This window comes from Leptospira ryugenii, from assembly GCF_003114855.1.
Lineage (GTDB): Bacteria > Spirochaetota > Leptospiria > Leptospirales > Leptospiraceae > Leptospira_A > Leptospira_A ryugenii.
Genome location: NZ_BFBB01000008.1, coordinates 326,087 through 346,836, shown reverse-complemented (window position 1 = coordinate 346,836; position 20,750 = coordinate 326,087). Strand labels below are relative to the sequence as shown.

General features: G+C 37.7%; 21 protein-coding genes. 6 read left to right on the top strand and 15 right to left on the bottom strand.

Going from position 1 to position 20,750, the window contains the following annotated elements; all coding sequences use genetic code 11:
* Positions 1-129: 129 nt before the first annotated feature.
* Complete coding sequence (locus tag DI060_RS14305; protein WP_108977638.1) at positions 130-804, top strand: hypothetical protein; 675 nt, start codon at positions 130-132, stop codon at positions 802-804.
* Here DI060_RS14305 and DI060_RS14300 read toward each other — a convergent pair whose 3' ends face one another.
* The gene (locus DI060_RS14300) at positions 805-1,410 is read right to left on the bottom strand and encodes a hypothetical protein (RefSeq protein ID WP_108977637.1); all 606 of its coding nucleotides are present in this window, start codon (positions 1,408-1,410) and stop codon (positions 805-807) included.
* A gap of 92 nt (positions 1,411-1,502) precedes the next feature.
* Here DI060_RS14300 and DI060_RS14295 point away from each other — a divergent pair, with 92 nt between their 5' ends.
* Positions 1,503-2,780 (top strand): formylglycine-generating enzyme family protein, encoded by a 1,278-nt coding sequence (locus DI060_RS14295; protein WP_108977636.1) that lies wholly within the window; start codon positions 1,503-1,505, stop codon positions 2,778-2,780.
* Position 2,781: 1 nt separating this feature from the next.
* Here DI060_RS14295 and DI060_RS14290 read toward each other — a convergent pair whose 3' ends face one another.
* Together DI060_RS14290 and DI060_RS14285 are read right to left on the bottom strand one after the other, a co-directional pair.
* Complete coding sequence (locus DI060_RS14290) at positions 2,782-3,231, bottom strand: MarR family winged helix-turn-helix transcriptional regulator (protein WP_108977635.1); 450 nt, start codon at positions 3,229-3,231, stop codon at positions 2,782-2,784.
* A gap of 48 nt (positions 3,232-3,279) precedes the next feature.
* The gene (locus tag DI060_RS14285) at positions 3,280-4,704 is read right to left on the bottom strand and encodes a DUF4139 domain-containing protein (RefSeq protein ID WP_108977634.1); all 1,425 of its coding nucleotides are present in this window, start codon (positions 4,702-4,704) and stop codon (positions 3,280-3,282) included.
* Positions 4,705-4,804: 100 nt separating this feature from the next.
* Here DI060_RS14285 and mtnP point away from each other — a divergent pair, with 100 nt between their 5' ends.
* Positions 4,805-5,668: an S-methyl-5'-thioadenosine phosphorylase gene (mtnP, locus tag DI060_RS14280; RefSeq protein ID WP_108977633.1), complete on the top strand. Its 864-nt coding sequence runs from the start codon at positions 4,805-4,807 to the stop codon at positions 5,666-5,668.
* Positions 5,669-5,674: 6 nt separating this feature from the next.
* Here the strand turns inward: mtnP and DI060_RS14275 are convergent, their stop codons facing one another.
* Both DI060_RS14275 and galK read right to left on the bottom strand, forming a co-directional pair.
* Complete coding sequence (locus DI060_RS14275; RefSeq protein ID WP_108977632.1) at positions 5,675-6,067, bottom strand: STAS domain-containing protein; 393 nt, start codon at positions 6,065-6,067, stop codon at positions 5,675-5,677.
* A 4-nt stretch (positions 6,068-6,071) separates the two neighbouring features.
* Complete coding sequence (galK, locus tag DI060_RS14270; RefSeq protein WP_108977631.1) at positions 6,072-7,217, bottom strand: galactokinase; 1,146 nt, start codon at positions 7,215-7,217, stop codon at positions 6,072-6,074.
* Positions 7,218-7,298: 81 nt separating this feature from the next.
* Between galK and DI060_RS14265 the strand changes: the two genes are divergently transcribed.
* Positions 7,299-8,642: a glucose-6-phosphate isomerase gene (locus DI060_RS14265; RefSeq protein ID WP_108977630.1), complete on the top strand. Its 1,344-nt coding sequence runs from the start codon at positions 7,299-7,301 to the stop codon at positions 8,640-8,642.
* On the opposite strand, the gene DI060_RS14260 is transcribed toward DI060_RS14265, so the two are convergent.
* Genes DI060_RS14260 through DI060_RS14245 form a run of 4 tightly spaced genes read right to left on the bottom strand, consistent with a single transcriptional unit; the run spans position 8,639 to position 13,326 of the window.
* Positions 8,639-9,367, bottom strand: coding sequence for an NTP transferase domain-containing protein (locus DI060_RS14260; protein WP_108977629.1), 729 nt, complete (start codon positions 9,365-9,367; stop codon positions 8,639-8,641). The genes DI060_RS14265 and DI060_RS14260 overlap by 4 nt on opposite strands.
* A complete protein-coding gene (locus DI060_RS14255; RefSeq protein ID WP_244594424.1) occupies positions 9,364-10,347 on the bottom strand; it encodes a phosphotransferase in 984 nt (327 codons plus the stop codon). Before DI060_RS14255 ends, DI060_RS14260 begins: the two co-directional genes overlap by 4 nt.
* Positions 10,347-11,852, bottom strand: coding sequence for a hybrid sensor histidine kinase/response regulator (locus tag DI060_RS14250; protein WP_108977628.1), 1,506 nt, complete (start codon positions 11,850-11,852; stop codon positions 10,347-10,349). The genes DI060_RS14255 and DI060_RS14250 overlap by 1 nt, the downstream gene beginning before the upstream one ends.
* The gene (locus DI060_RS14245; RefSeq protein ID WP_108977627.1) at positions 11,845-13,326 is read right to left on the bottom strand and encodes a two-component system sensor histidine kinase NtrB; all 1,482 of its coding nucleotides are present in this window, start codon (positions 13,324-13,326) and stop codon (positions 11,845-11,847) included. The genes DI060_RS14250 and DI060_RS14245 overlap by 8 nt, the downstream gene beginning before the upstream one ends.
* Positions 13,327-13,351: 25 nt before the next feature.
* Here DI060_RS14245 and DI060_RS14240 point away from each other — a divergent pair, with 25 nt between their 5' ends.
* Together DI060_RS14240 and DI060_RS14235 are read left to right on the top strand one after the other, a co-directional pair.
* Positions 13,352-14,212: an alpha/beta fold hydrolase gene (locus DI060_RS14240; RefSeq protein ID WP_244594423.1), complete on the top strand. Its 861-nt coding sequence runs from the start codon at positions 13,352-13,354 to the stop codon at positions 14,210-14,212.
* Positions 14,213-14,264: 52 nt separating this feature from the next.
* Complete coding sequence (locus DI060_RS14235) at positions 14,265-14,648, top strand: response regulator (RefSeq protein WP_108977626.1); 384 nt, start codon at positions 14,265-14,267, stop codon at positions 14,646-14,648.
* Here the strand turns inward: DI060_RS14235 and DI060_RS14230 are convergent.
* From DI060_RS14230 to DI060_RS14205, 6 genes are read right to left on the bottom strand one after another with little or no spacing between them, the layout of a single operon-like run.
* Positions 14,626-15,393 carry a TlyA family RNA methyltransferase gene (locus DI060_RS14230; RefSeq protein WP_108978139.1) on the bottom strand — a complete coding sequence of 256 codons (768 nt, stop codon included), beginning with the start codon at positions 15,391-15,393 and terminating at the stop codon, positions 14,626-14,628. The genes DI060_RS14235 and DI060_RS14230 overlap by 23 nt on opposite strands.
* Positions 15,374-16,318 carry a polyprenyl synthetase family protein gene (locus DI060_RS14225; protein ID WP_108978138.1) on the bottom strand — a complete coding sequence of 315 codons (945 nt, stop codon included), beginning with the start codon at positions 16,316-16,318 and terminating at the stop codon, positions 15,374-15,376. Before DI060_RS14225 ends, DI060_RS14230 begins: the two co-directional genes overlap by 20 nt.
* Positions 16,319-16,365: 47 nt before the next feature.
* The gene (locus DI060_RS14220) at positions 16,366-16,779 is read right to left on the bottom strand and encodes a nucleoside-diphosphate kinase (RefSeq protein WP_108977625.1); all 414 of its coding nucleotides are present in this window, start codon (positions 16,777-16,779) and stop codon (positions 16,366-16,368) included.
* Positions 16,780-16,821: 42 nt separating this feature from the next.
* Positions 16,822-18,915: a cation:proton antiporter gene (locus DI060_RS14215; RefSeq protein WP_244594421.1), complete on the bottom strand. Its 2,094-nt coding sequence runs from the start codon at positions 18,913-18,915 to the stop codon at positions 16,822-16,824.
* 17 nt (positions 18,916-18,932) lie between these two features.
* Positions 18,933-19,418: a pantetheine-phosphate adenylyltransferase gene (gene coaD, locus DI060_RS14210; protein ID WP_108977623.1), complete on the bottom strand. Its 486-nt coding sequence runs from the start codon at positions 19,416-19,418 to the stop codon at positions 18,933-18,935.
* Positions 19,419-20,627, bottom strand: coding sequence for an argininosuccinate synthase (locus tag DI060_RS14205; RefSeq protein ID WP_108977622.1), 1,209 nt, complete (start codon positions 20,625-20,627; stop codon positions 19,419-19,421).
* Positions 20,628-20,750 lie beyond the last annotated feature (123 nt).

The following is a 20,750-nucleotide window of genomic DNA, read 5'->3' as shown; positions in this document are numbered from 1 at the left end:
TCGAAGAGAAAGGCAGAGCACACATAAAAAAAAGAAAAAAAAAGTAAAATTGAGAAGAACTTCTTAAGCAATTTCTGGAAAATTGAGATAACTAATATATACATTGTTTCGGCAATAAGGATATTCTATATGGCAACTAAAAAATCATCTTCTGCCGCTAAGAAAAAGGCTGCTCCTAAAAAACAAGCAGCTAAGAAGAAAACAACGAACGCTCGTACATCCAATGCAAAGGAGAGCCAAGCATCTCTATTTGCTCATGATGAATCCGCTCAAGTTTCTTTGCAGGCGGCAACAACATCAGAAGCATCGACATCTGACAAAAGTAATGAATCGAGTGGTGGATTGTATCTATTTCTTGTATTAGCAGGAATTGCAGTACTCTTTTACGTAGGTTATGCGAAATACAAAAGCAAACCATCTGAAGCAAATGTAGCACCAGCCGCTCTGGAAACACCAGCTCCGAAGGTGGAAGAAACTAAACCTCCGGAAACCAATGTGGAAGGCACAACCCCTCCAGAAGAGGCAGCAAAAGCGAGTGATTCAAAATTCCTAACCGATAAAATCCAATCTGGTAAAAAATGGGATGAGGCTACTACCTATTGCCAATCGCTTGGAGCGAACCTTCCCTCAAAACTAGAGCTAGCAGATTTTTCGAAAAGTGCGGATAAGGAATTGAAGACCGATGATCAGTATTGGACAAAAAATTTCGCAAATGCAACTAAAGCATATGCCTTTAGTTTTAAGTCCGGGAAGTCAACTTCGGCTCTGAAAACGGCAAAACTGAAAGTACTCTGCAAAAATTAATCAAATCGTTTGCATAGGTGCTAAGATTTGTGCTCGTATCCTCTCTGCTAATGGGGAGGATGCGAACATCCCTCCTTGGACATTTGTGAGAAAGAAACTGTCTCTTGCCCTTCCCGTTTTCGGGTCTGTCTCAATCGTTGCTGATACAATATTGATTTGGTTCTCCATAAGGATTCTAGAAACGTAGTAAAGAAGTCCTCGTCCAGCACTCGTTTCTAAATAGAGGCAGGTTTGGTTTTTATCTAACAGGTCAGTAAAGATAAACTCCGGACTTTCGCGGAAAAAAGTACTCACTGCTGGTTCCTGGATTTGCAATTTTGATAGAATTTCCTCAAATTTCGCATTCTTTGAAAAGAGAGAATCCATCATCACTCCCAATTGGAAGGCCGCCTGGCCAAGGGCACCTTCATCTGCCTGCAAAAGGAATGAATCTACTGTATATTCATGGCCGTTTTCAATTAGGGTTTTAAGCTCTCCAGAAAGAATGTCTAATTTTAAAGCATAAATAATCGTCGCTATGCGGTGAAAGGTACCAAATTGAGTCGCATCAGTTTTTAGCGAAATTAAGATATTTTGTTTCTCTCTTTTGTACTCGAATTCTAACAATTTGATATCTTCCTTTCGGGAAAGATTCTACTAGGCTCCCAAAAAAATTCAATCAAAAGGTTTTTGAATAATGGACGATAATAAAGAAAGTGATGCTTAGAAAAACAGCGCTATTGCTATTTTTATTCTTTTTTTTGTTCGGGATTCTGTCCTCTCAGGAAACAGAAACCTTGGACGAGGAATCTCCATTTTCAAAGACAAAGAAAAAAGTGCAAAATTGGAAAGGGGAAATCACGGCTGTATACAAAAATCGACTTTGGATAAAAATCAAAATCATTCGAAACAAAAAACTTTCCCAGCTTAGTTTAGATGAGTGGAAGGAGCGATTGAAAGAGAAAAAGGAATACATCGTTTACCAAAAAGACACAAAGCTGCCCATTGGAACATTCGTTGTGAGAGACACCATCTTCCAGGAAACCTCAATCCCAAAAACGAAAGGCTATTTTGATGTCATTTTTGAAGGAGACTTTCGTTCTGATCCAAATTCAAAAATTAAAAGCATAACTACAGATTCCTATATAGAAGATACTCGAGAAGAAGATTTCTATGTGGAACCAGATCAGTTCTATAAAGGACGTTATACAAAACCTAGGGAATCCATTTTACATCCAAAAGACAAAAAAGAAATGGTCTTTGTTCCCAGAGGCTTGATGATATTTGGACAGGGTAACGATGCAAGCCAGGATAATTTTAATCCTTCCTTCCTTGGCCCTAAGGAATCCAATCTAAAAGAGATTCCTTCTTTCTATATCGATAAGTATGAAGTGACGAATTCCGAATATGAATATTTTCTCCTCCAGACAAATACGAAACCACCTAAACATTGGATTGGCGGCCGTTTCCCGGTCGGAGAAGAAGATCACCCAGTTATTCACCTAACGTATAGGGAAGTGGAAGCTTATGCCAAATGGGTGGGAAAAAGATTGCCTACTGAATTTGAATGGGAAAAAGCAGCGAGGGGAACCAGTTTAACGAAAGTTACAAGAAGAGATGAAACAATAGAGTTCAAAATTAATTTCACTCGTTATCCTTTCGGGGATGAATATGATTCACTTCTTTGCAATACTCGTGAGTCCAATATAAACAAAACTGTATCGGTATATGAACTTTCAAAAGAAGGTGCTAGTCCTTATGGTGTTCTAGGTATGTGCGGAAATGCAGCTGAATGGACCTCTAGCTGGTACGAAGTGTATCCCGGACATGAAATCAAAGGGTTCGCTTTTGGAAAACTGTATAAGGTCATCAGAGGAGGTTCTTATTCGGAATCTGCAAAGAGTGCAATGTCTCACCATAGGTCATATGGTGGCATTCCGAATTTGAGTGAGGATAGAAAAGCAGGCTTTCGCTTAGTTATGGACTACAGAGAGTAATTTATTCTTCTTTTTTCCCTAACTTTTTGCAAATTCTTCCCAAGGCCTCATGCTCTTCAGCACTCAATATAGAGAATTCGTTTGTGATACGCTTTACGTGGTCTGGAAAGATTTCCTCGATCAGTTTTTTGCCTGCATCTGTAAGATGGACAGTGATGAATCTACGATCCGCAGTGTCTCGAACCCGTTCGACAAGGCTTCGTTTCTCCAAATTATCTATCACCAAGGTGATGTTTCCCGTACTCTTCAATATCTTATCACCCAGGGACTTTTGGCAAAGTGGGCCCAAGTGGTAGAGTGACTCTAAAACTCCGAATTGGCTCTCCGAAATGTTTAGCTTATTGAATTCGGAGCTAACACGGGAAGAAATGGTCTCAGTTGCTCTCTTCAACTTTATAAAGGAGTCTAGAGCCTGGATTTCTCGCTTCGAACCTTTGAATTTTGTGCCCATTCGTTTAATATCAAACTAATTAAGTTAAAATTATTTGTCAAGCATTCTCTAATATTTCGTTTCAACCGTGTATTCTAAATTAACGGTTTCACCCGCTTTGATGGGGATGTCCACAAAGGCCTTAGTGGACGATTCTTTTTGGAATTTGTGATTTGACTTTGTGATATTCCATTCTCCATAGAAAGATGCATAGAATCTAATTTCGATATCTTCTTTTTTACGATTCCGGAATTGTGCTGCATAACTCGCCTTATAGCCTTCTGAAAATTTAAATGCTTCGTAAGAGGTCCTTTTGCCGTTTGCAACAACATCAAAAGCCTGGCCCGTTTTAATTTTTACATCTTCATTTTCGGGTGTATGGTCAATGGTATCTTCGCCTAATAATTGTTGTCTACCTTTCGAATCAGCTTTGAATACTCGGACAGTACCTGCAGGGAGAGGTCTACCCAATCGATTGGTTTTGGAATTTTTGAAGATATACCGAACAGTTGCATTATTGAAATTTTTCTCATTCCCTTCATACATAGGTAAGTTTTCAAATACGAAATATTTTTTAATTTCTAATCCTTCTGATTGGAATAGTTGAACTTGTTTTGTCTGGTTGTATCCTATCGTGGTCGGTTGGTCCAAAGTATATAGATAATATTCGGATAGATTTTCTTGGTTAAATTCAGGTGTTGCTACATCCGACATTGTTTCCACACCAGAATTCTTTCGATACACTTTCGGACTCGGTCTGTATTGGTTTTCATTGGATAACAATTGGATTTTTCCTGCTACTAGCTGTAATGTAGCGTTTGCGTATGCTGTTCCGGAATGATTGGTAAGTGTTACCCAAGAGTTTAAGTCACAAGATTTTTCGGATTGGTTTAGGATGAGTATATAGTCCGCAGACCAATTGATTCCTTGGGTTTGGTAGGAAACCTCAAGCTCTTGTTCCTTTTCCGTTTCGTTCTTTAATTTCCAAACAAGAGTCGGCTTCGAAAATAAATTATCTGGTATTGTGGGGATTGTAACTCTTCCAAAGTAACCAAGAGAGATTTCATTGCCAATTTTATAGACGGGGGAACCATTATTTGATACCAGTGTAGCTTTGGTACCTTGGTCCTTATCGTTGTTGTCTCGGTAGATGGTGACTTCTTTGCCTATGTATTTGTCCATCAACCTTTCGTGAGATATCAAATCAAATTCATAGTTCTGTTCAAACACTCTCAATAGGTCTGCATTTTCCGCTTTAACGCGAACGGTTTGAGGTATGATCTGAGAGGCAACATCTTCAAACCGCAAAGTCCGAATGCCTTTTTTCAAACTAATCTTTCGTGTTTCTCTGACTAAACCCATTCCACCATTGTATATTGTTATACTAATATTTTTTCGATCTTGTTCTGTTGATGTGCTATAGGAAGGATCTGCGAACAACTGCGCGGTAAAGAAAATAGGGATTAGGAGTAGGTGCTTGTTAAATTTTTTCATGGTAGATCACAACTTTGAATTTAGAAGTCTAGGCTAAATTGTAAAAAAACGAATGCAACTAAAAAGAGTTTTTTCATTCTGCAAATAGAGAGAGGATTGTATGGACAAAAGTGTTAAGATCGGAGTGATTGGAGGGACAGGACTTTATTCTTTGGACGGGATGGAAATCAAAGGAGAAGTAAATCCTGAAACACCATGGGGTAAACCTTCCGATCTGATTACGATTGGAGTTTACAAAGGGAAAGAAATCGCATTTTTACCCAGACACGGAAAAGGACACTTTCTTAATCCATCGGAGGTTCCCGCGAGAGCCAATATTGCCGCGCTCAAAGGTTTAGGAGTAGAAGAGATCATAGCATTTAGTTCTGTCGGAAGTTTAAGAGAAGAGATCCATCCACGTGATTTTGTTTTGCCTTCCCAAGTGATTGATAGAACCAAATCTAGACCAGCAACTTTTTTTGAAAACGGCGTCGTAGCCCATGCTCCTTTTGCAGATCCTTTCTCCCCAAGCCTTAGCCAAAAGACAATAGATGCTGCCAAAAAAATCGGACTCAAAATACATGAAAACAAAACACTCGTTTGTATGGAAGGCCCTCTATTTTCGACGAGAGCTGAATCGCATATGTACAGGTCTTGGGGTGCTGATGTAATTAACATGACTGTTTTACCAGAAGCAAAACTCGCAAGAGAGGCAGAAATTCTATACCAGATGATCTGTATGTCGACAGATTATGACTGCTGGAAAGAAGATGAAGAGCATGTCACACTTGAGATGGTATTGGGAAATTTGAGCCAAAATGCAGAGACAGCCAAACGTTTGCTATCCTCTTTGATTGATTTCATTGGTCTAGGTGATGACACTTCTCTAAAGGGAAGTACAAAGTTTTCTGTTGTGACATCAAACGAAAAGAGAAATCCAGAACAAGTAAAACGACTAAAGTATTTATTTCCTGAATATTTTTAGAAGCGACTAAAATGACTTTGCTGCATCTTCTACTGAATCAAAGATTTGCAGCAGATTTTTTAATTTTGTGAGTTCTAGAACATAACGCACTTTCTCTGACGGAGAAATCAAACGCAAGAATCCTTGTGTTTTTGAGAGTTTGGAATGCACTCCCAAAAATACACCAAGGCCGGAAGAATCAATATAGCGAACCTCTTCTAGAACCAGAAAAAAATGGACACGACCCTGGGATAACAATCTCTCCAAGGTTTCGCGAATTGCTTGGGAATTGTACAGATTAATTTCGCCTGTTATATTAAAAACGATCGCTGAGTTGGGCATAGTAGACATGTAGGATTCTATCACCTCCATCTTAAACTCTCCCGATTCAACTGTGTACTCATCCCATTGTTCACTCATTCGCTTAGATTTCCCTGACACCGTCTGATATTTTAAATTGATAAAAGTCTACAGGATACCCAAACTTTTGTATGTATTTTTTTTGAAATTCTTCCTGATTCTGAGAAAAATTTCCAATTTTATCCAATACCAGAATGCAACCTCCAAATCCTCCACCGATCATCCTTGCTCCTTCTACTCCCATTCGTTCCAATTCGGAAACTATAAAGTCTGTTTCCTCACAAGATACTTCGAATAGTTTTGAAAGTGACCAATGGGTTTCAAACAATGCCTTTCCGACTGATGTTAGATCTCCATTCTCAAGACCTCGGACCACGGCTTGTGTTCTGTTTTTTTCACCAATTACGTGTCTCACTCGTTTTTCTTCCGCAGTACTGAGGCCAGCAAGTTTGAGATCATCTTCTTTTGCCTCATATAGTTGGCTTATATTTAAGTTTGCACTTTTAATTTTTTTTAAAGCAGACTCACATTCTAATCTTCTCTGGTTATAATCACTATCCTTTAAACTATGTTTAACGTTTGAATTGATCAAAGAAAACTCATAGCCTTTCAGATCAAAAGTATGGTAAGAATATTCAAGTGTCTCGGTATTTAATGAGATGCAATGATCCTCTTTTCCGGTGGCGATGATAAATTGATCCATAATACCACATTTTGTTCCTACAAAATGATTTTCTGCCGCCTGTCCAAGTAAGGCGATTTTTTCCCTACTGAACTTAAAACCAAACAAGGAGGAAATAGCAAAACCTGTAACAACCTCTACGGAAGCCGATGAGGAAAGGCCTGCCCCTTGTGGAATGTTGCCAGTAAGGAAAGCATCAAATCCAGGAACATGAAAACCTTCCTTCTCTATCTCAACGATAACTCCAATCAGATAATCTGACCATATTTGAGAACTCTGAAATGGACGTTTGATTTTCACTAAACTGTCAAAATCGAGAGAATACAAATTGAATTGATCACTTTTGTTTGGAGAAATCCAAAGGTGAACTGAAAAATCAATGGCTGCGGGTAGAACGATGCCCCCAAGATAATCTACGTGCTCGCCAATGATGTTGATCCTACCGGGTGCGGAGAAATGGCGAAACTCTTCCATTGGTTTGCCGAATCGAAGCAAAAACTGTTTTGACTCAATGTTAAGATCAACCATAAGCAGACAAAATTCCTTTACATAAATTGGATCAGCAAAGCAAAATACGAATTCACACCAACGGAAGAGCTGGTATCCAAAATGAACCTAACTTTAAATGACCGATTTGTCAAAGACTTTGTTACCGCAAACGAGATGGAGAATTTTCTCAAGAAAGCAGAAGATGCCAAACAGACAGTTCTCAATCGAAATGGCAAAGGAAATGAGTTTCTAGGATGGTTGGATTTGCCTGAGACTATCTCAGCGGAATCTTTAAAAGAAATTCGAGACACCGCAGAACAAATCCAAAGCCTTGGCAGTTACCTCGTAGTCGTCGGAATTGGGGGTTCCTATCTAGGTGCACGTGCGGTCATCGAAGGACTTTCCTCACCATTTCATTTGCTAGAACCAAATCGTAAAGGTGTAACGATACTCTATGCGGGTCATCATTTGGACTCAGACTACCATAGCAAACTCTTGGCTTTCTTGGAGAATAAAGATTTTTGTGTAAATGTTATCTCAAAGTCAGGTACCACAACGGAGCCTGCGATCGCATTTAGGCTATTGCTTTCCTTACTCGAAAGAAAATACGGAAAGGACGGAGTTAAAAAAAGAGTCTTCTCTACCACTGATAAATCAAAAGGCGCCTTAAAGAAGTTATCTGATGAATCAGGATTTAAAACATTCGAAATTCCTGATGACGTAGGTGGACGTTATTCATTTTTAACACCAGTTGGATTGTTACCCATTGCATGTTCAGGATTCCAGATCCATCAACTAGTAGAGGGAGCTAAATCAATATCCAAAGAATTAAAGGAGAATAAAGATCCGAAATCCAATTTAGCTATACGTTATGCGGCGGCCAGAAATGCTTTATATTCAAAGAATAAGAAAATTGAGGTTTTGGTATCCTATCATCCAAATCTGTTTTATACTTTAGAATGGTGGAAACAATTATTCGGTGAAAGTGAGGGCAAAGAAGGAAAGGGAATTTTTCCTGCATCTGTTCAATTTACAACAGATCTACATTCTATGGGCCAATACTTGCAGGATGGAGAACGAAATTTATTTGAAACTGTTATCCAAATTGAATCTGCAAAATCGGATATTTATCTTACAGAAAAATCTGACAATGGTGATGGATTAAACTATTTAGCAGGAAAAACACTTACAGAGGTAAACCACCAAGCAACCCTTGGCACATTGATAGCTCACCATTCTGGAAATGTACCATGCTTAGAATTAAATCTAAAATCCTTATCCGAAAGCACGATGGGAGAACTTATGTACTTCTTTGAGTTTTCCTGTGCAATTTCTGGTTATATGTTAGGCGTAAATCCCTTTGACCAACCTGGAGTTGAGGATTATAAAAACAATATGTTCGCTTTGCTCGGGAAAAAGGGATTCGAGGAAAAAAGAAAGGAATTACTTTCAAAGCTTATCTAGTCAATTGCATAATCAGCGACAAATTGAGAAATTTTTTCTTTGCTATGTCCAAATACGTTTTGATTTAGATAACGATCGAATAACTCTTTCGTGCCAAGATCCAATGTAGAACCTTTGAATTGTTCGCCAGTCAATTGGCCTTTTTCTGAAAATTCTTTTATCATTGGAGACAAATCGAAATATTTTCCGAGTTCAAGGGACTGTAAGACACTTGGATCTAGCAATGCTAAACCAATATAAAAAAAATTACCTTCATCGATCTTTAAATAGCCAGTCTCACTGATTGAAAATGTAGTATAATTGCTGTTTTCTGGAGTGGGCATTAGGTACAAATGCATTTTGGAATTTTCTGGCAATGACGTTCGCAAAGTAAATTCATCTGTAGGGAAAAGAAGAGTATCGGGATTAAATAATACCAAATGCGAAGATAACGAAGTATTTCTCAATGCAAATCGTATACCACCTGCCGTACCTAATATTTCATCCTCCTCATTAGAAATCTCTAAAGGAAAATATCGAAATTTTTTTAAATGTTGCTCAATTTTATGACCAAGATAGTGTACATTGATCCAAGAATCTTTCGCACCCCATTGATTTGCTAGAAATAAAGAATAATCTAAAAAACTGATGCCATCGATTTTGAGTAATGGTTTGGGTGTATATTTTGTCAGATCACCCATACGCTTTCCGAATCCCGCCGCCAAAAAAAAGAAATGATGTTTCATTCTATATTCTTTTGAAATTTATCATTTTTGGTGATCTCATTTCTTAATCCTCTCACAAAAATATAGAGAGCATCTGAAAATAATCCTATTTGAATGATTTCTTCCAATTGTTCTAAACAAGATAATATGGAAGGTTTAAACTTATACTTTTTCTCGTCCACGACCATTCGAAAGTATGTTCCTAAAGCCTTAAAAGATCTTTGTAATGCTTGCAGATAAAATGTTTCTTTAAATCGATTTGAACCACCTATGGTCTTTTTTTGAAAATAAGTTAGCAATTCCTTTCTTATTTCAACTGAAAGTGGATAGTAAGCATCGTAAAGAATGCTTGCCAAATCATATTGAGGAACTCCCATACGTGCGTCTTGGAAATCGATCAACACCATTTCCTGCTTATCATTAATTAATATGTTGCGACTATGAAAATCTCTATGTGTAAATACATTTACCGGATGTTGATCCAAATATGCTATCGTGGATTGCAGAAAAGCTTTGCATTCAGTATTGAATTCAGTTTGTATACCGTAAATCTGCCTAAATACGTTGAATTTATCTTCAGTTAATTGAATTTCAAAACCAAGTTTATCAAGATCAAACCTTCGTGTTTTGACAAATGAGGGAGGATCAAGTTTTTGCAGTTTTAAAATCAAATCAATAACATGGGGAAGAGTCTTAATGTAGTCTTGGAGTGTGAATGTTCCCAAATCTCTTTCGCCTTCCCAAGATTGTATGATAAAATTTAAATCACCATTTGAATACAATACTCTTGGAACTCTGACATTGTTTAGGGAAAGAAATTCTGAAAGTTGTATAAAGTCATGATTTAAACTTTGGTCAGTACATAGGACTTGCCTATCGCCGTTCACAACGAAGGAATAGTATCGTCTTGTGGATGCTTCTTCTTGCAAAGGTATCAATTCTATCTTTGTTTGATACATTGCTTCTATAGATGATTGGATTTTTTCTATGATTAAAGTCATTAATTTGCCAATTTAAATCTCAATTCGAAAGTTGTTCCAACATTCTCTACGGAATCAATTTTAAAATCAATATTGTGTTCATCGATAATTTGTTTTACTACAAAAAGACCTAATCCTGTTCCTTTACCTAATTCTTTTGTGGTAAAGTACGGCTCAAAAATTTTTGCTTTTATCTCATCATTCATTCCTATTCCATCATCTTTGATCTGAAGCAAAACAAAATGAATTTGAGGTTCAACAAGAATTTGTATCGTTCCAGCGTTTTCAGTCGCGTCAGCAGCATTAAGCAAAAGATTTGTAAGTAAAACATTGAATTGATCAAAATTCATATGAATGTTCAACTCATCTGTTGGTTCTTGCCAAATAATCTGGCAATATTTCAATCTTGCTGTCTCTTTAAAAACATCTAAAATAGAAGTTATGGATTTATTTAAATTTATAAATTCACTTTCCTTTGAGGTGATAGATTTTGATTTTCCCAATAAAAGTAAATTTGCAGTTAGAGCCTGTAATTTTTGCATTTGGTTCATTGTAACCTGAAGAGCTCTATTTTTTAGTTGGATATCCGCATTCTCTTTAATGGCCATCTCGGTAAATCCTTGGATGGCAGTGAGCGAATTGTTAATTTCATGGCCGATACTTGCTGCAACAGTAGATAAAAAAGCTCTACGCTCAGAATCAATCAATTGTTGCACCATAATTTTCTTTTGTGTAACATCTCTTATAACTCCGGTGAAGTAAATATCTCCATCAATTTCGTAACTACAAATTGCGATGTCTGTGAGAAATGAATTGCCGTCCGATCTTATTAAACTCACATCTGTTAAATTAATTGTTTTCTTCTCTTTTTTTTCCTTTACCACAAGTTTTATTTGATGAAGATATTTTTCTCTCTTTTGCTCTGAAAATAACACTTCTACTTTTTGACCGATAATTGCATTGTAATCTGGATACTTAAATAACTCCAGGGTAGAATTGTTGATCGAAATGATTTCCAAATTAGAATTGATGGTGATTACAGAGTCGCTGGTCGCATTGATAATCGCTGCATTCTGGCGATTGAGATCTAGATTTTGGGATCTCAGAACCTTTTCCATGAGTTCTGATTGGTGGTACCTTTCAAATTCTACATCTTTCTTGATTTTAGAATCGATCGCACTTTTAACCACATTAATCAATTGGAGTCTATCTACAGGCTTTGAAAGATAATCAAATGCTTTGTAACGAACTGCAGATTCTGCTGAACTTAAATTAGGATTGCCAGTCATCAAAATAACCGGTAAATTTTGTTGCGATTCAGATATATGTTTGATCAAATCAATCCCACTTAAACCACTCATGAGAATATCAGAAATTACCAATGAAAAGTTATCTTCTTTATTGATTAAATTGAGACCTTCTTCCACATTGCTACAATGTTCTATCTCATAGCCTTCGCGTGAAAGGATTCGTTTCAAGGCAATGCGAATCTCTTCTTCATCATCAATGATCAGTATTTTACTCATAGGTATCTAGTTGAACTGGTAAATATATTTCGATTTTAGTTCCAAGACCATCTCTTGATTTGATGACGATATCTCCATCATGGTCATTGATTATTTTTTTGGATATGGAGAGTCCTAAACCAGTTCCTTGTTTTTCACGTCTGGTTGTAAACAATGGTAAGAATGCCTTATCTAAAACCTCTTCGCTCATGCCTGGACCATTGTCTTCGATGGAGAAGACTACCCAATCTTTTTTATTATTTTTAACAAGATCGATTCCGATTTCAATCTTAGGCGATTGCCTAGGTGGATTCATTTCTGAGAGTGCATTGATTGCATTTACAACGCAGTTAATGAGCACCTGCTCTATTTCTTGCCATCGAACGACAATGCCAGGAAGGTTTGGACCGGCATGTCTTTTGAATTCAATACCCTTTTTTTTGCAACTTACCTCCAAGAGCTCACTTGATCTCACGAGAATATAGTACGGGGATACCAAATCTCTAGTTCTACTTTCTACTCTCCCTAAATCTAATAGCGCGAGAACCAAATCGCGAATTCTTAAATTGGCTGCTTCGATTTTTTTTAGAATTTCCTTTTGTTCACTCGGATCCTCGATGCCGACAACTATTAATTCATCTAAATTGAGAAGTGCACTTTGTAAGGGATTGTTAATTTCGTGCGCAAGGCCTGCAGCTATCTCTCCTATACTTGCAAATTTCATTGATTCAACTAGTTGACGATCTAAACGATTAGCTTCCGTTTTGTCGGTATATATTAACATTATTAATTTTTGTAAGTTTTCGGATCGTCTGATGGGAATAAAGCGAATATCGAAATCATAATCATTCTCAAAAATCCGATATGTGAAATGTTTCGTTTTTACTTGCATATGAGAGAGGCATTCTTTCAAAGTATTTTTATATTCTGTGATTAAATCTTTATCCAAAAATTCAAAGATAAAGTCTCCTTTTTCAATCGGGATGAATTGAAACAGTAGAAATTTAAAGATCGGTGCTATGTCTTGAACGATTCCTTCTTCATTCACAATCACAATGCCATTGTTCATTGTTCCAATGATTCTTCGCAAAGATTCATTTTCTTTGGAGATAATCTTAACTTGGTCATCTGAATTGGTTAAGAATTGATCAGATATTTGGAAGAAGAGATACGATAAGTTATCTTCCGGATCAGATAGTTGGCTGAGCTTAAAATTAAATCTTATTAAGCTTCTGTCACTCCTAAGAAATTCCCAATCGCAAAGAATACTCTCATTGTTAAGAGCAAAATTTAATTCTGCAAGATACTCATCTTTTGGTTTTGGTAAGAGATCAAATATACTGATCGATTCTGATCTTGATCGCTCCAAATGCAGGATGGAGACTAGTTTTGGACTGATAAAATGCAAATGGAATGTTTTAGAATCGACGAGTAAGAAAGCATTATCAGATGATGAAAATAACTGTTCAAGAAATGCTTTTAACTTCGGTTTCATTTTTTACTAAAGACTGATTTTATTTATGAAAAGTTTTCTCTATCGTTTACTTTACAAAGTTTACCAATTCCAAAGATGTAAGGCAATGAAAAATATGGGCGCTGAACCTCATTTCATTGATTTGGATGGGATTTCTCTCTTTTATTGGAAATTTCCTGGCAACCCTAAAGATCCTTTGGTCTTTCTCCATGGTCTCTTGGACGAAGGGTTTAGTATGCGCCGCATCATAAAAGAAGTGTTAAGCGAAAAAAGAGAAATATACGTTTTTGATCTTCCTGGATATGGCAAAAGCCAACTTCCAAAAATTAAATATTTGTTTCAGATAGACGTTTGGGCTGATTTACTTTTAGAAGCAATTACAAAGTTGCATTTGACTCAAATAACTTTGGTTGGTCATTCCATGGGAGGGCTGATTTCACAACATATTGTACTCAAATCGGAAAGAGACTTAATTCGGAAATTAGTACTTTTGGCTCCTGGAGGCATTCCTCACCCAGATAGAGAAAGAATGCAAAGAATTCTCTTTCCAAAATCCGAACGAGATGTAACCGATTTGTTAAAATTTTTGTATGGTGCAGAGAGCCCAGAGCCTGGTTTGGTTCTGCGTAAGACACTAGTTAGTATCTGGAATGGCTGGGAAAATCTCTTTTTGCAGGAAAATACAATTAGGCGGGAGACTTCCATTTTCCATGGTGCAGCCATGAAAGGGATTCAGATTCCGACACTAATACTGGCTGGTGACCAAGACGAAATTACCCCACCGGACACAATGAAATTGATCCATCGTTATATTAAAAAAAGTAAGTTAATTTGGATTTTGGGAGCCAAACATGCGATACACCTTGAGCGACCGAAAGAAATTGCAAATGCTCTAATTAAATTTTAAGAAGAGAATATTTTACTTCTTTCAAAAGCGACCCTAAGAAAATACTGTCTGTATGCCGAAAATAAACGTCCTCGTAGTAGAAGACGAACCGTTTCTTGGTTTAAATATTAAGCAAAAAATAGAATCATTTGGTCATCATGTCATCGCTGTTGTTCCGTCAGGTGATGAGGCCTTTCAAATCGTTGCAGAAAAGGTACCTGATTTGATTTTGATGGATATAAATCTAGAAGGTTCTCTGGATGGTATGGAAACAGCGGATTCTTTGAAAGAACGATTCTCAGTCCCCATCCTTTTCCTGACTGGAAATTTAGATGAATCTCACCAAAAAAAAATAAAAGACGTTCCGTCTTATCGGTTTTTACCGAAACCTTTTACTACAGAGCAACTCAGAGATTCCATTTCTTTTTTTCTTACTAAGCCTTCCAGCACCATCTAAGCAAAAATTCTCGATTTCCGTCCATTCCCGTAATTGGTGATTCGCATAATCCCATAAATACGAAACCTGGGTTTGTCCATTTTACTTTCCGCCAAACATTCCGAACTGTCCTAAGTTGCATACGCCTATCTGTCAAAATACCAGATTCGAGATGATGTCCGGCCACTTCAAATTGAGGTTTAACCAAACTCACTCCCTGCCAATCGTCGGAATTTGATTCTCGGATGAGACGCTCAATTTGTGGGAATACTTGGGTGAGTGAAATAAAGCTCAGGTCCATCGTCACAAAATATCGCTTTGCGATTGGGTCTAGTGACTTCCATTGCAAGTCTTTGATATGAGTTCTATCCATTACTCTTACCTTTTCATCATTTGCCAATCGCTGAGCAAGTTGCCCATACCCTACATCAATCGCATAGACTAAAGGAGCACCTTTTTCCAATAAGACTTGGGTGAATCCACCAGTTGATGCTCCCAAATCCAAACAAATCGAATCGGAACAACTTAAATTTGGAAAATATTCGAATGCTTTTAAAAGCTTAAACGCCCCTCTGGAAACATATTCTTTGATCGCTGGCCTAAGCCTTACATGGTCACCCTTATGAATTAGTGTTCCCTTCTTCGTAACCACTCTATCGTTCACTAATATGGATCCTGAAAGAATCAGAGAGTCAATCTTATTCTTATCTTGAATCAAATCAGAGAGTTTTAAAAATTCATCGAGTCTAGTTTTTTCTTTTGGCAATGTATTCTGGAAATCCAAGAAAGAAAGGGCTAGCTGTTTCACCTAATTGTTTTCCTAGGTTGATGGCCTTTTCCTTTGATTCATCTCTCAATTGTTTTGCTTTTTCTAATCCAAAAACAGATGGGTATGTTAATTTCCCGTTCTTAGCATCCTTTCCGGATGTCTTTCCTATGACAGTAGATTCACCTTCCACATCTAAGATATCATCTGTGATTTGGAAGAGCAAACCTATTTCCTTCGCATAACTTTTGACAGTTTCTTGTCTAATTTCAAAATCAGTACGCAATCTATTTCCAAGTAAGAAACTGGAAACAATGAGGGCACCTGTCTTTTTTGCATGAATCGATAATAGTTTATCTACAGGATCTGTATTCTCAGCTAACAGAGAGCGTTTAGCCTTTCCTTCCTCTTGAAGGTCTTCCATTTGCCCAGAAATCATTCCCGGTAAACCCACACCATCATGCAAAATTTGGAAACAATCCTTTACAGTCCTTAAATCTTGTTTGAGCAGACTCAGTAGATAAAATCCTAAACTATTGAGAGCATCTCCAGCAAGGATTGCCGTCGCTTCATCATACTGAATGTGATTGGTTTTTTTCCCGCGTCTCAGATCGTCATTGTCCATACTTGGTAAATCATCATGGATTAAAGAATAAGTATGCAAACATTCAAGACTCGCTCCAATCAAAAGAATATCTTCGTAATTTTTATCTTTTATTAATTCTTCAACTGAATGTAAATAAGGCGCATAACTGTTTATAGCTATGGAAGGTCTGATTCGTTTACCGCCAGCCTCCAAACTATAGAGGCAAGCCTCACTAACTCTTGAGTCGCCAAATGTAGAGAATAGGGACTGTAGTTTAGGTAAAAAATAACCGTCGAAAGCCTTTCGGGAAATCTCAATCGACCGGTGAAACTCTTCCATATAGTTCATATTAGCCGACCCAAAGTCTAGGGTCGGCCATAAAGGTGCTAGTTAAGTTCGTAACCTTTGAAGAAAAATGCAATTTCCTGGAGTCCGTTTTCCACCGAGTCAGATCCATGAACTGCGTTTGCTTCTTTGCTCTCAGCAAATAATGCTCGAATGGTACCTGCTTTTGCCTCTTTTGGGTCAGTGGCCCCGATCACCTCTCTCCAGTGAGCCACGGCATTGTCACGTTCCAATGCTGCAGCAACGATAGGACCAGAAGCCATATAATTGCAAAGGTCTGAATAAAATGGCCTTGCAGCATGTACTTTGTAAAACTGTTTTGCATCTTCCAAACTCAAAGTTAGGAATTTTAGTCCTAGGATTTTAAATCCTTCTTTTTCAATTCTTTGTAAGATATCTCCGACGTGTTTGTTTTTAACAGCGTCCGGTTTTAGCATAATAAAAGTTCTTTCCATTCTTCCAGGACTTCTTTTCTAACCAAAAAAGCAATCCAATCTTTATGTATGTAAGAAGCGAACGAGTAGGAATGAGGTAGGAAGTAAATCAAGCTTTTCAAACTCATTTTCTTCCCAAAGTCTGATATCTATGATCACGAGGGAGAAAGGCCTTAATTTTGCAATGGAGATCGTATCAGGATTTAAGTCAGTTTCTGGCTGGATCAAATCCGACATCCGGATTTGGGTAGATTTGAGTCCTTTTAAACTCCGAATCTTTTCTGAAAAACGTAGAATTTCATCGGAAGGATCATTATAAATAATGGCCACTCGATCATAATTTTCTAAGCCCTGATCTATCAAAACACCAACCGTGGCAGTCGAGTAGCTTAGGATGCTTTTGATGCGTCCACCGGTATAACTTCGTGAAAAAAGAGGTTTCGCAGCACCAATCAAAAGAATTTGAGAATCGATTTGTTTGGTAAAATTTACAATTTCATAGGTGATATTATCTGTAATGCGATATTCTAAGCGTACGTTGAGTCCGATTTCTTTTGCAGTATCCGTTATACTTTCGAAACTCGTCTCTTTGTATTTTTGCAATTCATCGGAGGATAATGTATCATTCGGAGAAATATGCAGAGCTGTTAAATTTAATGATTTTTTTTGGTTTCCCGAAAGGGCATAGGCAAGCCGAACCAAAACTTTGCCCATGCGGTCCTGGGCAAAAGCTACGACGATACCTAGTTTATTTTCCGTTTTTTGAGGTGAAGATAAAGTATTTCGCGTAAAAACATTTTGAATGAGGTCGAGTACTGGGCCAGTGGACAATGTGGTGATCAATGCCATCAATACAAAGATAGAAAAAATCTCTGGGCCAAGGATCCCCAACTCATAACCGATATTGAGTACTACAAGCTCCATTAAACCTCTCGTGTTCATCAAAGCGCCAATCGAGAGAGACTCCTCCCAAGAGGCACCGGAATAACGAGCGGCAATGGCACTACCAAAGAACTTTCCAATTACGGCGATGAGAACAACAAGACCTAAGGTATACCAAAGATGACCATCATTTAACAAGGTGATTTGCGTTCGAAGTCCAGTGATGACGAAAAAGACAGGAAGAAATAAAATCACGGCAACATCTTCTATTTTTTCTGCGACAAGTTTCTTTAGGTTGCCTTCAGAAGGCATAACAACTCCGGCAAGGAAGGCACCAAAGAGAGCGTGTATACCTATCACCTCTGTGGTAAAAGAAGAACCTAATAGGATCAAAAGAATCATCGCGACAGCAGTTTTGGTGAGATTTTCGCGAGAGATATAGATAGTACCGAGCCTTGCAAGAAAGGGAGCTACCACAAAAATCATCGTAAGTATATATACAATGGAAAGGCCTATTGTGAAGAGTGCAATTCCAAGGCTACCTGCCTTTGCGATAGTGACAATGATTGCCAAAAGAATCCAGGCTGTTATATCATCGGCTGCCGCACATGTAAGTACCATCGCACCCAATGGAGTACGAGTCAAATTTCTCTCTTGCAGTATCCTTGCCAAAACAGGAAAAGCAGTAATGCTCATTGAGATTCCAATGAATAAAGAAAAGGACAAAAAACTTATGTTTTGCGGTGCAAATTCTTGGTAAATAAAATATGAGAGAGCCATGCCCAAACCAAATGGGAAAATGATACTAGCATGGCTGATCAAAATTGCAGAATGTACTTTTGACTTTAATACCTTTAGATCCAACTCCATCCCAATGATGAACATAAATAAAATGAGACCAACTTGGCTAAATGTTGAAAGATTTCCCAAACTAGAAGGTGGAAAAATCTCATTCATCATTTCTGGGAAATAATAGCCGAGAAGAGAAGGCCCAAGCATAATGCCAGCAACGATCTCTCCCATAACATTTGGTTGCTTTAATTTACGTGAAAAAACATATCCCAAGATTCTAGCAAACGCTGCCACAATCAAAATTTGAAGGAACAATAAAGCAATGGGATGTTTGACTTTCTTTAAAATTTCAGGAAGTAATCCATCTTGGTTTGGGTTCAGACTCAAAATAGTAGATGGCTCGAGAGTTTTACCTAGTTGTAAAATGAAATACGCAACTAGCAAAAATAGTAACAAAGTTGCTAAGTAGGCTATAGTATTCATTGAACGCATATTTTTACTCAACTATTCTCGAATTTTTTCAAAAGTGCTTCATTTACTATATCGGGAACCTGGTTTGAAACAGCTTTTCCATGTCTTGCTACTTCTTTGACTATCGTAGATGAGACAAAAGAGTACTCATTGTCTGCCATAAGGAAAAAAGTCTCAATTTCTGGTGCTAATTTTTTGTTCATTAGCGATATCGCATATTCATAGTCAAAATCGGTAACGGCTCTCAATCCTCTAAGGATGACACGTGCTCCTCTAGACTTACAATAGTCCACTGTTAGTCCTTGAAATGTATCAAATTCTATCTTATCCCAGCCTTTGAATACTTCTTTGATGAGAGCTAATCTCTCTTCGGGAGTGAAGAGAGATGATTTTCGAGAGTTAATGGCAACAGCAATGATGATCTTTTCAAAGAGAGGATAAGCTCTGCGAATGATGTCTAGGTGACCATTTGTTAAAGGATCAAAAGAACCAGGATAAACTGCAATCGATTTCATTTATTGTCTAACTCTTGCCCATTCTTTCATGGGAAGTCCAAATAGATTTATGAAACCTTCGGCATCCTTTTGGTTATAAAGCTCCTCTTTTTCAAAAGTAGATAAACCCGCATTGTATAAGGAGGCTGATGACTTCCTACCAACAACGGTACAAGTCCCCTTGTAAAGTTTAACTTTCACTGTTCCACTCACAAATTTTTGAGTATAATCAATATAAGCACGCAAAGCATTCATTTGGTTAGAATACCATTGTCCATTATATATGTAGCGAGCAAATTCATGAGAAAGCTCATCTTTCTTGTGTTGTGTATCACGATCTAAAGTGATAGATTCGAGATCTCTATGGGCTATATGTAAAATTGTTCCACCTGGAGTTTCGTAAACACCTCTGGATTTGATTCCAACTAATCGGTTTTCGACGATGTCTACTCGACCGATTCCATTTTTGCCTCCGACATCATTGAGTTTTTCCATCACTTGGAGAGGATTCATTTTTTGCCCGTCGATTGCGACACAATCGCCTGCTTCAAAATCTAGTTCCAAATAGGTGGGTTTATCAGGTGCTTTTTCGGGCGAAGTTGTTAAGAGAAACATATCCTCATTTGGTTCATTAAAGGGATCTTCGAGAATTCCTCCTTCAAATGAGAGGTGCATTAAGTTCCGATCCATGGAATATGGTTTAGCAGCTGTTACCGGGACTGGAATTCCTTTTTTCTTTGCATATTCAATTAAATCAGCTCTACCTCCAAATTCCCAAATCCGCCATGGAGCAATGATTTGTAGGTTTGGGGAAAGAGCTTTGAATGTGAGTTCAAAGCGAACTTGGTCATTCCCTTTTCCGGTGGCTCCATGTGAGAAGGCATCTGCATTTTCTTTTTTAGCAACTTCAACCATTGCTTTGGCGATGAGCGGCCGCGCCAAAGAAGTGCCAAGCAGATAACGCATTTCGTAGATGGCAGAACCTCGAATTGCAGGGTAAATAAAATCTCGCGCAAATTCTAATCGTAGATCTTCGATGTATACTTTCGAGGCTCCGGTTTTTTTTCCCTTTTCTTCGAGACCAGTGAGCTCTTCTTTTTGGCCAATATCTGCACAAAAAGCGATTACCTCACATCCGTAAGTATCTTTTAACCATGCTAAGATCACAGAGGTGTCTAAACCTCCAGAATACGCTAAAACTATTTTTTGGGGAGATTTTTTTGCATTCATACTTTCAGAGTCAAAGTAAAAGAAAAATTGTGGAAGACAATTAAATAATCAGAGAGAATGAAACTCTTTGTAAGTTCACTATGCATTTGATCTATCTGATTTTCACTATAACGGCATTTTTTG

Bases quoted from the DNA above. Each gene is read 5' to 3' on its own strand.
- DI060_RS14245 (WP_108977627.1), bottom strand. From the start codon at position 13,326: ATGAAACCGAAGTTAAAAGCATTTCTTGAACAGTTATTTTCATCATCT.
- DI060_RS14240 (WP_244594423.1), top strand. From the start codon at position 13,352: ATGAAAAGTTTTCTCTATCGTTTACTTTACAAAGTTTACCAATTCCAA.
- DI060_RS14250 (WP_108977628.1), bottom strand. From the start codon at position 11,852: ATGAGTAAAATACTGATCATTGATGATGAAGAAGAGATTCGCATTGCC.
- DI060_RS14275 (WP_108977632.1), bottom strand. From the start codon at position 6,067: ATGAGTGAACAATGGGATGAGTACACAGTTGAATCGGGAGAGTTTAAG.
- DI060_RS14290 (WP_108977635.1), bottom strand. From the start codon at position 3,231: ATGGGCACAAAATTCAAAGGTTCGAAGCGAGAAATCCAGGCTCTAGAC.
- DI060_RS14265 (WP_108977630.1), top strand. From the start codon at position 7,299: ATGAACCTAACTTTAAATGACCGATTTGTCAAAGACTTTGTTACCGCA.
- DI060_RS14215 (WP_244594421.1), bottom strand. From the start codon at position 18,915: ATGAATACTATAGCCTACTTAGCAACTTTGTTACTATTTTTGCTAGTT.
- DI060_RS14235 (WP_108977626.1), top strand. From the start codon at position 14,265: ATGCCGAAAATAAACGTCCTCGTAGTAGAAGACGAACCGTTTCTTGGT.
- DI060_RS14295 (WP_108977636.1), top strand. From the start codon at position 1,503: ATGCTTAGAAAAACAGCGCTATTGCTATTTTTATTCTTTTTTTTGTTC.
- DI060_RS14225 (WP_108978138.1), bottom strand. From the start codon at position 16,318: ATGGAAGAGTTTCACCGGTCGATTGAGATTTCCCGAAAGGCTTTCGAC.
- coaD (WP_108977623.1), bottom strand. From the start codon at position 19,418: ATGAAATCGATTGCAGTTTATCCTGGTTCTTTTGATCCTTTAACAAAT.
- DI060_RS14205 (WP_108977622.1), bottom strand. From the start codon at position 20,627: ATGAATGCAAAAAAATCTCCCCAAAAAATAGTTTTAGCGTATTCTGGA.
- mtnP (WP_108977633.1), top strand. From the start codon at position 4,805: ATGGACAAAAGTGTTAAGATCGGAGTGATTGGAGGGACAGGACTTTAT.
- DI060_RS14305 (WP_108977638.1), top strand. From the start codon at position 130: ATGGCAACTAAAAAATCATCTTCTGCCGCTAAGAAAAAGGCTGCTCCT.
- galK (WP_108977631.1), bottom strand. From the start codon at position 7,217: ATGGTTGATCTTAACATTGAGTCAAAACAGTTTTTGCTTCGATTCGGC.
- DI060_RS14260 (WP_108977629.1), bottom strand. From the start codon at position 9,367: ATGAAACATCATTTCTTTTTTTTGGCGGCGGGATTCGGAAAGCGTATG.
- DI060_RS14255 (WP_244594424.1), bottom strand. From the start codon at position 10,347: ATGACTTTAATCATAGAAAAAATCCAATCATCTATAGAAGCAATGTAT.
- DI060_RS14220 (WP_108977625.1), bottom strand. From the start codon at position 16,779: ATGGAAAGAACTTTTATTATGCTAAAACCGGACGCTGTTAAAAACAAA.
- DI060_RS14285 (WP_108977634.1), bottom strand. From the start codon at position 4,704: ATGAAAAAATTTAACAAGCACCTACTCCTAATCCCTATTTTCTTTACC.